9 protein-coding genes and 1 pseudogene are annotated in these 13,512 nt (G+C 57.3%); 7 read left to right on the forward strand and 3 right to left on the reverse strand.

Annotated features, from left to right (window positions below):
* The first annotated feature begins 300 nt into the window (after nucleotides 1-300).
* Nucleotides 301-1,578 (forward strand): L,D-transpeptidase family protein, encoded by a 1,278-nt coding sequence (locus tag PSR62_RS20580; protein WP_274404871.1) that lies wholly within the window; start codon nucleotides 301-303, stop codon nucleotides 1,576-1,578.
* Between the two features lie 144 nt (nucleotides 1,579-1,722).
* Here PSR62_RS20580 and PSR62_RS20585 read toward each other — a convergent pair whose 3' ends face one another.
* Nucleotides 1,723-2,613 (reverse strand): MerR family transcriptional regulator, encoded by an 891-nt coding sequence (locus PSR62_RS20585; RefSeq protein ID WP_274404872.1) that lies wholly within the window; start codon nucleotides 2,611-2,613, stop codon nucleotides 1,723-1,725.
* A 466-nt stretch (nucleotides 2,614-3,079) separates the two neighbouring features.
* Here PSR62_RS20585 and PSR62_RS20590 point away from each other — a divergent pair, with 466 nt between their 5' ends.
* The 5 genes from PSR62_RS20590 to PSR62_RS20610 all read left to right on the forward strand — a co-directional run bounded on the left by PSR62_RS20590 (nucleotide 3,080) and on the right by PSR62_RS20610 (nucleotide 8,080).
* Nucleotides 3,080-4,102, forward strand: coding sequence for a sigma-70 family RNA polymerase sigma factor (locus PSR62_RS20590; protein WP_274404873.1), 1,023 nt, complete (start codon nucleotides 3,080-3,082; stop codon nucleotides 4,100-4,102).
* A 51-nt stretch (nucleotides 4,103-4,153) separates the two neighbouring features.
* Nucleotides 4,154-5,644, forward strand: coding sequence for a TIGR01777 family oxidoreductase (locus PSR62_RS20595; RefSeq protein WP_274408268.1), 1,491 nt, complete (start codon nucleotides 4,154-4,156; stop codon nucleotides 5,642-5,644).
* The gene (locus PSR62_RS20600; protein ID WP_274404874.1) at nucleotides 5,641-6,090 is read left to right on the forward strand and encodes a hypothetical protein; all 450 of its coding nucleotides are present in this window, start codon (nucleotides 5,641-5,643) and stop codon (nucleotides 6,088-6,090) included. The genes PSR62_RS20595 and PSR62_RS20600 overlap by 4 nt, the downstream gene beginning before the upstream one ends.
* A gap of 216 nt (nucleotides 6,091-6,306) precedes the next feature.
* Nucleotides 6,307-7,359, forward strand: a complete 1,053-nt coding sequence (locus PSR62_RS20605) for a nucleoside hydrolase (RefSeq protein ID WP_274408269.1) — start codon at nucleotides 6,307-6,309, stop codon at nucleotides 7,357-7,359.
* Between the two features lie 187 nt (nucleotides 7,360-7,546).
* Nucleotides 7,547-8,080 (forward strand): zinc ribbon domain-containing protein, encoded by a 534-nt coding sequence (locus PSR62_RS20610; protein WP_274404875.1) that lies wholly within the window; start codon nucleotides 7,547-7,549, stop codon nucleotides 8,078-8,080.
* A 31-nt stretch (nucleotides 8,081-8,111) separates the two neighbouring features.
* Here PSR62_RS20610 and PSR62_RS20615 read toward each other — a convergent pair whose 3' ends face one another.
* A complete protein-coding gene (locus PSR62_RS20615) occupies nucleotides 8,112-9,071 on the reverse strand; it encodes a deoxyhypusine synthase family protein (RefSeq protein ID WP_274404876.1) in 960 nt (319 codons plus the stop codon).
* Between the two features lie 301 nt (nucleotides 9,072-9,372).
* Between PSR62_RS20615 and PSR62_RS20620 the strand changes: the two genes are divergently transcribed.
* On the forward strand, nucleotides 9,373-12,087 hold the full coding sequence (locus tag PSR62_RS20620) for an adenylate cyclase (RefSeq protein WP_274404877.1): 2,715 nt from the start codon (nucleotides 9,373-9,375) through the stop codon (nucleotides 12,085-12,087).
* A gap of 301 nt (nucleotides 12,088-12,388) precedes the next feature.
* On the opposite strand, the pseudogene PSR62_RS25615 reads toward PSR62_RS20620, so the two are convergent.
* Nucleotides 12,389-13,510 (reverse strand): annotated as a pseudogene (locus PSR62_RS25615) (O-antigen ligase family protein); the annotation flags it as partial.
* Between the last annotated feature and the right edge of the window lie 2 nt (nucleotides 13,511-13,512).

Consider the following 13,512-nt stretch of genomic DNA (forward strand, 5'->3'; position numbering starts at 1 on the left):
GGCGTACACGGTCTGGGGCCGCCCAAACGCAACGCCACAAAGCTGCACGACGGCGTCGCCCGGAAGGGACGTCGGGGAAGTTCGCCCGTCTCGAAGTTCGGCTCCGGATCCAAATGCGGTTCACACACTCCAAAGATTGGGCTGGTCGCGGGGCAATTGAATTCACTATGGAAGAGGCTGCCCATACAAAATCCGACTTGTGAGCACGTACCCGGCAGGGGAGAAACAGCCGTGCAGACTTTGAAAACAGCCGCTATCGTCGTACTCATGACGACGGTCCTTTACGGGGCCTGGATTTCCATGACGACTCCTCCCGATGCGCTGCCACCTGAAGTGGCGCGGGACCTGATCGTTGATGCGGACACGTTTGACATCAGCGACGGGATTCCGGAAGCCTTGGGCAGTCTGGATCCCCTCGCGGAATTCGGAATCGACGACGGAACCGCCAACGGGAATGCGTCCAGCGGAGGCTTTGACGACCTCGACATGGCGCTCAATGAGTCCGCCAACGGCCTGAATTCTCCCGAGAGTTTCGCGGCCAACGGTCCCAATGAGCCGAATGCAGCGGCGGACACCATGCCGATGGATTCGATCAACCGCAGCTTCGCTGACGTGCCTTCCTCGGCAACCGAAAACCTCGGTGCAGAACCCGAATCCTTCTCGATGTCCGATCTGGATTCACCTGCGGTCGACCTGCAAGCCAGCCGGTTGCCCGAAGTGACGCCTGGTTCGAGCACACCGATTCAACTCAACCCAAATCAAGAATACACCTCGACTGGGGCCAAGTACTCTGCTCCCGATCCCAACGCGGCCGTGGCTTCCGTCGATTCGTCGGAACGCCCCACCAGCGAAAACGCTGCGGCCGAGCCCAATCAAATTGCCGCGGCAGGTTTGAGCAACGCAATCGCGACTGCTGATCGTCAGTACCACTCGGATCGACGCCGCGAAGCTCTGGCAACGCTGAGCCTGTTCTACGAGACACCCAACCTGACCAGCGAACAGCGTGATGAATTGCTCAGTCGGCTCGACCCTCTTGCCGCTGAAGTGATCTACTCGAGCGAACACTTGTTGGCCGAACCGCATCGCGTCGCCCCCAATGAAACGTTGATGGACATCGCCGACCAGTACGAAGTGCCTTGGCAATTGCTGGCGAACATCAACGGCGTGGACGACCCCGTCACCATCTTGCCCGGCACCGATTTGAAAGTGGTCCGTGGACCGTTTCGTGGCGACATCGATCTGAAACACCAAGAACTGACGATGTTCGTCGGCGACTTGTACGCAGGTCGTTTCAAGATCGCCGTTGGAAGTGACCCCGCTCCGAAACCAGGGGCCTACACCATCCAAGAAAAACAGTCGGCCAAGACCTACTACGACATGTCTGGGACTCCCGTCCCACCCGGCAACCCACGCAACCCCTACGGGTCGATGTGGATTGACTTGGGATCGGGTTTGAGCATTCACGGAAGCCCCGACGCAAACGCTCCCACCGACAAGGGCTGCATCAGCGTCGCCGGCAACTATTCGCGAGACGTCTTTGGCATCTTGTCCGAAGGATCGTCGGTCACCATTCGTTGAACCGGCCGCGACAGCATCGCTCGGTCCTCCGGGTGATCTGCCCAACCGCGAACAGCGGTTTCCAATCCACGCCGTGTTGAAAGACGCTGCATTGGCCGTTGGCCAGTTTCGATCGCGTGAGCCCCGGTGGTTCACGCCGGGCATTCACGCCCCGCGATTCAGTCGCATCAGCGCCGCCAATTCGACCAAGTGGCGAAGCGAATCACAGTGAGCCGTGTAACGCAGACGCGGTCGCAACTTGTCGCTCAACGCTCGGCCACCAATCAGCAGCGGCACGTCCTCCCCGAGTGACTCAGCCAACTGGTTTTGAGCGGCGACGAACATGCCTGGTTCGCTGACCGACGAAATGCTCATCCACACCATTTGTGGGTCATAGTCGTGAGCCGCTTGGACGAAGCTTTCCATCGGCAGGTCATTGCCCAAACTCGTCGCGTTCCAACCGACTTCTCGCAAAGCCAGCTCCACCAACATCGTGGGCAATTGATAGGGGTCCCCCTCGGGCGCCCCTCCAATCGCAACTGGGGCGGAGGAAGCCGGAGCGGGTAGCTCGGACCGCAGCTCGTGTATCAGCCGCATCGCAATTTCGCACCCGCGACGTTCTTGATAGACGTCCAAAGCATTGCAATCCCAAGCCTCGCCAAACCCGTGCATCGCGTCGGTGATCAACGATTCGGCGGCTTCACTTCGCGTGGCCCCTGACGCCACCTTCTTCGCCAACAGCTCGCGACAGGTGACTTCTTCACCAGCCGCCAACGCATCCCGAAATTGCTGGTTCAGTGGATCGGCATTGCCCTCAATTCGCGTCGTCCGACTCGGTGACAACTGGGGCAGCCCCAACACATCAGGACGCAGCAGGCACCGATCGTTGGCATGCACAAAGGCTTGCAACGCATCCAAGGTGATTCTTCGGTGGCCGCCCGCGGTCTTGATCACGGGAATCGTGCCCTTGTCGCACCAACGTTTGACCGATGACTCACTGACTTCCATCGCAGCGGCAATCTGCTTCGGAGAAAACTGGGGCTGACGAGCTGCCACGGCAACGTTTGGGGCGAGAGGAGGGAGGGAGGGAGGCGTGAACGTTTCATGCGATGCGTTGAACGTTTTAAGACCGCCAATGAACCGTTGTAGTGTAAACGATTGGCAATTGTGAACGATTTCGAACCACCCAATCGACGAATTCGGAGCGAAAAACGTTCACCTCAGACCGCAGTTTCGGATTCACTCGATGGTTCCTTTCCCAAAAACTGGTCGAATTCGCTTGCGTCTTGTTTCACACACCGCTATACCAATGGACGAGATGAACGTTTCCAACAACCAAAACGTTCACCTCGTGTTTCTGTTCGGCACGTCAATTGCGGAACACGTGACGCAATGTCCATTGGGTTGGAAGAGGACGCTGGCTCGGAATTGCCGTTTGGCAACTTCCGCCGTCAGCACTTCCTGACTGACCCCGCGATTTAGCTATCAGCCACCCAGCCCAGCCATTCGAGAAGGTCGAAACATGTCCACCCTCACCGCATCCTCCGTCCCTGCCCGTCGCCCTGCCTGGCTCCAGAGCCCTGAGTTGTCCCAGGCGGTCACGGAAGTTCAGCCACTGCTGTCAGATCACTCCCACGCGGACGCTCCAACCTTGCGAAAGCTGACCAAACGACGGTTGCGAGCGGAAATCGACTTCATCTCGAACGACCGTTTCACGATGTCGCGAGAAGGCAAGCGGATCTTCTCCTCCGAACTCGGGTTGGCACCCCGCGAAACGGCATTGGGGCTCGCGACGATTCGTCGAAGCGGTGTGGACCTTCCGATTCACCTGGGTCGACTGTGTGAGGCACCGTTGCTGAAGCCCGAACAAGAAAAGATGCTGTTCGAACGGATGAACTACCTCCTGCAACAGGCCGCAATCCATCGCAGTGTTCTCAACCCAGAGCGTCCCTCTCGTCACCGCTTGGAGTTGATTGATTTGCTGCTTGCTTTGGCGGACTGGCATCGCGACCGGATTGTCGAAGCCAACTTGCGGTTGGTGTTTTCGATTGTCAAGAAGTTCGTCAATCCCAACAACACCTTTGACGATTTACTCAGCGACGGCATCGTGGCGTTGATCCGAGCCGTTGAAAAGTTTGACTTCGATCGCGGGTTCCGCTTCAGCACTTACGCCACGCAAGTCGTTCGCCGCAATTCTTACCGCATCGTTGTGTTGAATCAGCAAGAACGTCAAAAGGTCCAAGGGGGGCTGCAGGACATGGACATCGATCTGAAAGAGGAAGAACATTCCTCGGCGATCAGTGAAAAACGCTGGCACGAATTGCGAAGCCGGTTGAGCGTGATGCTAGGCGACTTGGACCGTCGAGAAAAATTCATCATTCGCGCCCGCTTCTCTCTGGGACCACACCGGAAAGTCCACACGCTGCAATCGTTGGCCGATCGGCTGGGTGTTTCCAAGGAACGCGTCCGCCAATTGGAACGGCGCGCGATGGACAAATTGCGAGCGATGGCCGGCGACGTCCAACTGGCGGAATTGGAAGCCTGAGCTCAAGTGCCTTCCCCAATCAATCAGGACAGCGACCACCCCGGTTCTGATATGCAATCCGATGTCCAACAGCCGAGCGTTCCCGACCAACGCCACTCGGTTGATCTTCCCGCTGAGTGCCAAGCTCAACCAGGAACACAGCATTACATCGCGCGAGTCGACTTGCCCGTCAGCATCGATCAAGCGTTCGCGTATCACGAGCGCCCCGGTTGCCTGAATCGACTCACGCCACCCTGGGAACAGGTCCAACTCGAACACTCGGACCAATCCTTGGCCCCCGGCAGCCGCGTGACCTTGAAAACCAAGATCGCCGGGATCCCGGTGCGGTGGCGAGCCCGGCACGTGTGGTGCCAGCCTCCCCATGGCTTCGCCGACGTTCAGGACTCGGGCCCGTTCTCCCGATGGTGTCACCAGCACCGATTTGAGTCATTGGCCCCCAAGCATTCCCAGCTGACCGACGCGATCGAGTACAAACTGCCTGCGGGAATGGCGGGCAAATTGCTCGGAAGCGGGAAGGCCCGCCGGACCATCGAAGCGATGTTCGCCTATCGCCACCGAGTCACCCAGGATGATTTGCAGATGTTGGTCGATTACCCCATGAGTCCCAAAACGATTGCCGTCTCCGGAGCCAGCGGTTTGGTAGGCGGTGGCCTGTGCACCCTGCTGAGTTTGCTCGGTCACAAAGTCGTCACGATCACACGAGACGAGCACGGCACGGAGGATCAACACGGCAAACCAAGTAGCATTGCGGCTTGGGGCAGCCCTCCCGAATTCGCGAAGTTTGAAACGGTCGATGTGGTCATTCATTTGGCGGGCAAATCGGTCGCTGGCAAAAGGTGGACTCCCAAAGTCAAACAACAAATCCGCGAAAGTCGTGTCGAGAAAACACGTGCACTCTGCGAAGGGCTTGCCCAGCTGAAACAGAAGCCCGCTGTCCTGATTTGTGCCTCAGCAACCGGATTTTATGGAGACCGCGGCGAAGAAGTTCTGACGGAGACCTCTTCCAGCGGCGACGACTTTCTGTCGGAGGTGGCTGGTCAGTGGGAAGACGCCTGCCAACCGGCTCGCGAAGCAGGAATCCGAGTGGTCAACACACGGTTCGGAATGGTGCTTTCTCCGCAGGGTGGGGCACTGCAACAAATGCTGTTGCCGGCCAAACTGATGGGTGGCAAACTGGGCGATGGAAACCAGTGGTGGTCGTGGATCGCTCTCGACGATGTGCTGGGTGCGATCGTCCACTGCATTCACCACGACGAGATCTCAGGCCCAGTCAACTTTGTCGCGCCGGCCCCCATCCGAAATCGCGAATTCGCGAAGACGTTGGGGCAGGTTTTGAATCGTCCGGCAATCTTCCCGGCGCCCAAGTTTGGTCTCCGGTTGGCATTGGGTGAAATGGCCGAGGTGTTGCTGCTCGCCAGTTCACGTGTCATCCCGGAACGCCTGCAGCAGACCGGCTATGCGTTTCGCTTTCCTGAGTTGAAAGACTGCTTGCGGACACTGCTTGGGAAAGAACGCAAGCCGTCGGCGACAACCGACTCATGAACGCGAATTTGCTGTTTCTGCTGAACGTCCTGTCGACGTGGTACATGGTCGGATTGATTTGGATGGTTCAAATCGTCCACTACAAAATGTTCGACCGCGTCGGAGAAGATGTCTTTGCAAAGTATGCGACGGACCATGCTCGATTGATCACGCCGATCGTCGCGATCCCGATGCTGATCGAAATCGCCACCGCAGTCGGATTGCTGATGACGCGGCCCACCGGGCTTTCGTTGACCTGGGCAGCGGTTGGCTTGGTGCTGCTACTCATCATTTGGATCAGCACCGCGGCATTGCAAGTCCCGGCGCATGGCAAATTGGCTTCTGGATTTCAGACCGACGTTCACAACACGCTGGTGGCGACCAATTGGATTCGGACAGTCGCTTGGTCGATCCGCGGCGTTCTCGTGGGCTGGGCGTTGTGGACGTTGCTCCCATCGAGCGGTTGAGGGCGTGCTTCAAAATCCAGCCTGAAAAGTCCAGCGCACGGAACGAGTGCCGAGTGGATTGAATTCAGTTAAGATGGGGCGTCGGCGAAGGATCACTTTGCCGCCGTTCGCCGAATGGCACTTACTTCCCCCTGCCTCTGGGAGGGTGAAATCCAAAAGTAAGTGACTTCGGCCATGTGCCCCATCTCCCACCCCACTCCCGCCTTCACTTTCTTTATGTCCCAAAAAACGTTTGGATCGCTGCTGCTCGCGATCACAGTTTGCTTCGGAACCCTCGGTTCCGTCTCCCCCATTCACGCCGACCAACCGGTTCAATTGATCTTTGACACCGACCTTGGAAACGACGTCGACGACGCGTTGGCCATGGGCGTCATCCATTCCTTGCAGTCACGTGGCGAGTGCGAATTGCTGGCCGTGACGATCACCAAAGACCATGAATTGGCCGCCCCGTTCGCAGACGTGGTCAACACGTTTTATGGCCGCGGTGACATTCCGATCGGTGTTTGCCGCAGTGACGTCACCAACGGCGAAGGACGCTTCAACGGATTGGCCGCCATCCAGGACGACGGGAAAGACCGTTACCCGCATGACTTGCGAAGTGGCAAAGACGCTCCGCATGCCGTCGAGGTTTTGCGTCGCGTGCTTGCCGAAGCAGAAGACAACAGCGTGGTGATCGCGCAGGTTGGATTCTCAACCAACTTGGCCGACCTGCTCGATTCCCCCGCCGACGATCTCAGCCCTCTGTCCGGGAAAGACCTCGTCAAGAAGAAAGTTCAGCGTCTCAGTGTGATGGCGGGCGCCTTCGAACAGATCAAGGACAGCAAAGGTCAGCCACATGACCACAAAGAGTACAACGTCATCAAAGACATTCCCGCAGCACAAAAGCTTGCCAAAGAATGGCCAACGCCGATTCTTTGGAGTGGCTATGAGATCGGGATCGCGCTTCGTTACCCTCACGAAAGCATTGAACAAGACTACGGCTACGTCGAGCACCATCCTTTGGCCGAAGCCTACATCGCTTACAACCCACCGCCTCACGATCGTCCGACGTGGGACCTGACCTGCGTCTTGCAATTGGTCCGTCCAGATCGTGACTACTTCGGTTTGACTTCCGTCGGAACGGTCACCGTTGCTGACGATGGTTTGACAACGTTCTCAGAGGACGCCAACGGCCGCGACCAGTACTTCACTCTCAACGACGCACAAATCGCGAGAACTTTGGAAGCACTGCAATTGCTTTCCAGCGAACCACCCCACGCCGTTCGTTAAGATTTTCCACGCACGATCTTCGACTGCTTCGCGGTCGGCCATCCCGGCCGTGAAGTGATCGGGGCCGCGTCTTGGATACGATTCGTTCTCCTCCTATTTTCTTCTCGATCCAGTTCCCGTTGGCGCATGCCCTGAGTTCGCAGCCAAGCACGTCTGGTTCGAAGGCTCCGAAAGGATTTTGAAAGCCGTGATCGCGAGATTGATTTCCCTTCGCTGCGATCACTGCGGCGCGCCGATCGACGTCAAGCCGAAGGCCAAGTACGTGACCTGCGGTTATTGCCACGCCAACCTGGCGATTCATCACACCGGTTCGTCGTACTCCACCGAGCTGATCGAAGACCTCAAAGAAACAACCAACGCACTCGTCAAAGATGTCGCGTTGATCAAACACAACGCCGCACTGGATCGCCTCGATGAACAGTGGGAGCGGTGGCGTTTACAAACGCTGGGCACCAACAAACACGGGCGGCAGATCACCCAGCCACCCAACCCGGTCGTTTCCATCTTCGGGTTTGGTTTTGTGTTCGTCTTTGCGTTGGTCTGGACCGGCATGGCGGCGATGATGTTCGCCCCCATGGCCTTGTTCGGACTGATCTTCCTGGTCATGGCCGTCGTGGGGCTGTTCAGTTCGTTCTCCAAGACCAACGAATACCACGCCAAGCGACGACGCTACATGCAGGAACGTCAGTCGCTGGTCGAACAGATTCAAAACGGCGACTGAACGCCCTTGGATGGATGCCTGCTACTCAGCATCACCAACCGAGCACGTGAGCAAACACGAGCGGCGCACAAATCGTCGCGTCGCTTTGGATCATGAACTTCGGCGAGTCGGCATCGATTTTGTACCACGTGATCTTTTCGTTCGGGACGGCTCCGCTGTAACCACCGTAGCTGGTCGTGGCATCGCTGATTTGGCAGAAATATCCCCACAACGGAATGTCACGCTTGAGGTCTTGAATCAACATCGGCACGACACAGATGGGGAAGTCGCCCGCGATCCCGCCGCCGATTTGGAAGAAGCCGATCGGGTCCTTCATTGTGGCTTGGTACCACTCCGCCAGTTGCTGCATTTGTTTCGTGCCCGTCGCGTACGCCCCATGCCCGGAGACGCTGCCGTCGATGACATGCGAGGTGTAAATGTTGCCCAGCGTGGAGTCCTCAAACCCGGGCGTGAAGATGGGGATGCCCGCATCTTTTGCCGCGGCGACCCAGCTGTCTTCCCGAGGGACTTGGTAGTGCTGAACCAACCCTTCATCGTCCAAAAGGTCGAACATGAACTCGGCGGGCATGCGAGCGGCATTTTCGGCAGCCGCCTTTTGCCACATGGGCACCAACCGATCCTCAAGGTGCCGCATCACGGTTTCCGGAATGCAGGTGTCGGTGACACGGTTGAACCCACGATCGCGAAGTTTGACTTCATCTTCTGCCGAAAGAGCTCGCCAGTTTGCAACGATTTCGTACTCGTCGTGAGCGACCAGGTTGAAGATGTCTTCTTCCAAGTTCGCCGCCGTGCAAGTAACGGCGTGGACCTTCCCCTTGCGAATCATCTCGGCCAACGACAGCCCCAATTCTCCGGTGCTCATGGCACCGGCCAGAGTCACCATCATCTTGCCCCCGCCGTCAACAAATTCCCCATAAGCCTGTGCCGAGGCCAACAATTCGCGGGCATTGAAGTGGCGAAAATGCGTTTCCAGAAATTGCGTGACATTCATGAAAATTCGACAACCCATACAAGAAGAGACAAAGCACCCAAATTGACAAGAGCGGTCAACCGCCGCTTCCGTCCAGAACGATCCCCATCGGGCCAATGCGTCGAAACGCAAAAAAAAGACGTTTGTCGATGGCGCCGAATCTTACCGTTCCGCGGAGTCAGTGTCGTCAGGGGATCACTAGGCGTTTTCGTTCATGAAAACCGTTCGAACAGCCGTTGCAGTGACTGGTTACACCAAGCAATTTGGATGCAAATTGAAAACAGAAGCGAAACATTTTGCGTCGCCCGATGTTGGATCCATTATGAACAAGCAGCCAACCAGACCAGTGACTTTGAAGTCGGCTCAGCGTCGATGGATACGGACGATCGCAACGCTGGCCATTCTCGGAACGCTATTCGGAATGGCCTGGAAACCGCGTTTGATCACCGAAAACTTCCTGCGGGATGCCACGGACTTGATGGTCTCTGAAAATGACCTTTCGCCCATTGGCGCCCCCTCGGCAGAGGCGATTGCCATGGAACAGGCAGTCCCCAACACGCCCCGCCCTCGGCATCGCTGGTATGTCGGCGGATTCCCTTTGGACGCTTACCAAACACGCTTGTCCGTGAACGAAGGGCAGGATGGCTTGGAAAACTGGAGCACCCTGGGTTGGGGATTGTGGATTGACCTTTGGTTCTGCATCGGCTTGCTCGCTTTGGCTGGCAACGCCGCCTACCACATCCGCCCCGGACAATCACCATGGAACGTCCTGTGGTCCCCCAAGCGGGTCGAAAACACTCGCTACCGTCGCGTCCTGCTCAGCATCGTGTCGGTGGGATTGGTCGTTTCGGCTTGGCACTTCTATTCCACCCAACGCACTCTGCGAACGCTGGACAAAGAATCGCGAATCACACTGGCCCGGTCGACCAATCATCCAATGGTCGCGCGATTGCCACTCGCCCTTCGTGGTCCTTGGACTCATGCGGTTCACGTCCAGTGCCTTCCAGGTACCGACATGCAGTCGATTGATTGGAGCGACTACCCATCGATTCAGTTCATCTCACTGCAGGGCGACATCGATCCCGAGACGCTTCAATCGATTCAAGAGAATCCTTGGGTCACCGGCCTCCGCTGGTCGAACATCCCAAGCATTGAAAGCGCGAACCTCGTTCTGGAACGCTTGCCGTCGCTCCGCAGCCTCTCGCTCTCATTCAACAACATCGAGACATCCACGGAACATGCGCCCGACGCGAAAATTCAGGTGCAGTCCCTGACCAGCCTGTCGTCCCTGTCACTGCGTCGAATCCCCGGCACTGCAATTTGCACCGATGAGTTGTTGGTTCCATCATTGACCTCGCTGGAAATCCAAACCATTGGCCCCAGCGTGGGTTCGTGGTTATTCGAAGAATCCAACAATCTCAAGTCACTTTCGATTCGTCACCTACGCCGGACAGGCGAGAAGAATCCGCGTGCATCCCAACTGACCGTTCGATTGATGCCCGCCCTGAGCGAACTGTCTTTGGACGCGGGCATTCCCATCGACCTCCGTTTGCTCGAACTGCCGCGTTTGCGCAATGTGCAGGGGCTCGGTTCGATGACCTCTGTGATGGAATGGTCGGAACAGGAAGAAGACTACATCGTTTGGGTCTCGTCACTGAAGATGTCCGGGCTGAGCTCACTCTCGAGCCTGGATTTGGCGGGTGAGAATTTTGACCAGTGGGAAGTGTCGGAGTGCCCCCGATTGCACACCGTTCGCATCAAGCACCCTCGCGCCGGTGGATACGGGCGTTTCCGTCGCAGCATGCGTGGTTGGGAAGCGCCTCCTGAACTGGTTGACGCTCGATTGTTCGCTGCCATGGCATCCGGGACACCACTTCCAAAACGAAAGTCGCCCCGGGGATTGATGGCTTTCGCGGCCTCGCTTCCTTCGCTTCAATCATTGAACCTGAATGGCATGAACCTGACGACGTGCGAGTTTTCAAAACTGCAAGCGTGTTCGTTCCTGAAGTCCCTGACGCTGGACCGCTGCGGAATGGATCCACGTCAACTGGAAGAACTTTGCGACGTCAGCTCGCTTCGAGAACTCTCGGTTTCGGGAGCGGACATTGATCCCGAGGTCGTCCCTCGCCTGCTGGCCATGCACAATCACTGGGAAGTCTTGGAATTGCCTTGGGAAGAGCTCCACACAATCCGGATCATCGACCAGCCCAAATTGAAACGCGCCTTCACCACACGGACCTTGCGAGCCAAACACATCGAATTGGTGAACCTGGAATCGTTGGTCAGCCGGTTGCGAGTCGCTCCAGGCGCAGAAACCATCCGTGTCATCAATCTTCCCAGCCTGACTGAAATCTCCATTCGTCGGCCCAAGACAAAGGACATTGTGATTGAAGATGTTCCGCATCTGCTTTCCTTCACGCTGGAACAAGGCGTGCTGAATTCTTCAACGCTCAGCAGCTTGACCCAAAGTCGCCAACTGCACTCGCTGATTTTGCCAGGCAGTCGCTATCCCCGGGGATTGGCCAAACACTTCCTCTGCTGGCCTGGGCTGCAGGAATTCAACGCCATCGCCACACCCCTGCGTGACGATGATCTGCGAGACCTGCCGAACTTGAAGAACCTTCGACGCTTGCGTTTGGACGACACGGCACTGACCGCCAAAGGCATTTCGACCTTGGCTCGTTGCGATCACTTGCAAAGCATCTCATTGCTGGGACTGGATTTGTCCAGCACCGCACTGGAACCCCTGATGGCTCTCTCATGGCTGATGGAACTGTCGGTCAATGATGCCGTTCCACTGCCCGATTCACTTCAATCCATCCGGCTGACTCCAGAAGATTGGGCCACCCAAAAAGTCCAACCTCACATGGCTGGAAATTGGCCCAACGGACTCAGAACGAATGTTGACCGTGGGAAGAATTTCGTTCGCCGTGGACCGCAGCATGGCCAGCGTTTGAATTGGGCGACCAATGAAGAAACGGATTCCAACGAACCACTGGACTCACTGCCGGTGACTCTGACGACTGATGCAACGTGACCAGAACACCTGCGGTGGCAAACAGGTACATGTGCACCATCTCGATGATGCCGACTTCGTGGAACATCCCGTTGCACACGTAACCACTGAGCAATCCCAGCATCAAGATGCCAACGGTTCGGCGATGATCTTCCTTGCCGACATCCAACAACGTCGCTCGCATCTGTGACCTCGTCGCGTCGGCATGCTTGACGGACGCAAGCTGCCAGGCAAGACAGAACAGCACCGTCAACAGCAACAGGTGCAGGCTGAGGCCAACCAACCCCAAATCAACCAACACCGACAAGAAAACGTTGTGTTGCATGTAGGGCCGCGCGTTTTCGAGTGGCACGCCGTGGCGTCGAATGGCGTGATACGGTTCCGCCGCATCGAAGTAGTGACCATACCCGTGCCCGCCGAGAGGCCGGTCCAAGAACATCTCGTAAGCGACCAAAGCCAGCAGAGGTCGTAACTCCACACTCTTGGCAGCGTCCGCAGCACTCAACGCCTTGTCCCGTTTCATGCTCATGATTTGATCCTTCAGGCCCATCGCCATCGCGCCGCTGAACACGACCACACCAGCCAGAGCCACAATTCGAATCCGGCGAGGGACATAGATCAGTCCGATCCAGCCGATCGCGGCGATCGCTCCCAACCAGACACTTCGCGTCAACGTGGCGTAGCAACCAGCCAGAATCAACAACGACAGCGCCGTGTACCACGCCTTCCCATGGCGTCCGCATTCCAAGAAGCGACTGGCACAGGCGGCCAATGCCAAGGTCAGCAAAATCCCGTTGCCGGCGGGATTCAGCAGCGGGCCACGTCCGCGACCGTAGAACTCCCAGACCTCGGGATCGTTGATGAACCGTGGGAACACCAACGCGCGCACGTCCAGCATCTCCATCACACCCGTGAATGCCAGGTACGCCCCCAAACCAATCAACACGGTGACCATCCGGCGAATGTCCTGCGGCGTGAACGTCGCGGTACGCATCACCACATACAAACTGCACGGCAGCGCCATGTAGAACAACCAGCGGGCGATCGGTGGCTGGGCTTCCCCAAACATTCCAAATCGCAAACAGCTCAGCAGCCCCACCGCGACAAATCCAAACACGATGCCATCGGTTCGGGTCACCGCGGGCAATTGGTTCTCACCAGTCAGAACACGGAAAATCGCGACTCCGATCACAGCGGCCCAAAGCAATCGGTCCAAACTGATTTGGATGAATCCATTGAACGCGAAAAAGGCCGGCCCAAAGACCGTTCCCAGAAACAACACGGCCATCACCAACGTCCACGTGCGGGCGCCGCGCAGCATCGGGATCGACCACGGGATGATCGCCAACAGAATCAAGATGAGAAGCAAGGTCATGTCGAACCTTAGCTCACCCGCGACACCACTCGTTGAATCCGTTCGAGTTTTGTCGCTCTCACCAACCATCC

The sequence above is a fragment of the Rhodopirellula sp. P2 genome (genome assembly GCF_028768465.1).
In the GTDB taxonomy this organism is placed as follows: domain Bacteria; phylum Planctomycetota; class Planctomycetia; order Pirellulales; family Pirellulaceae; genus Rhodopirellula.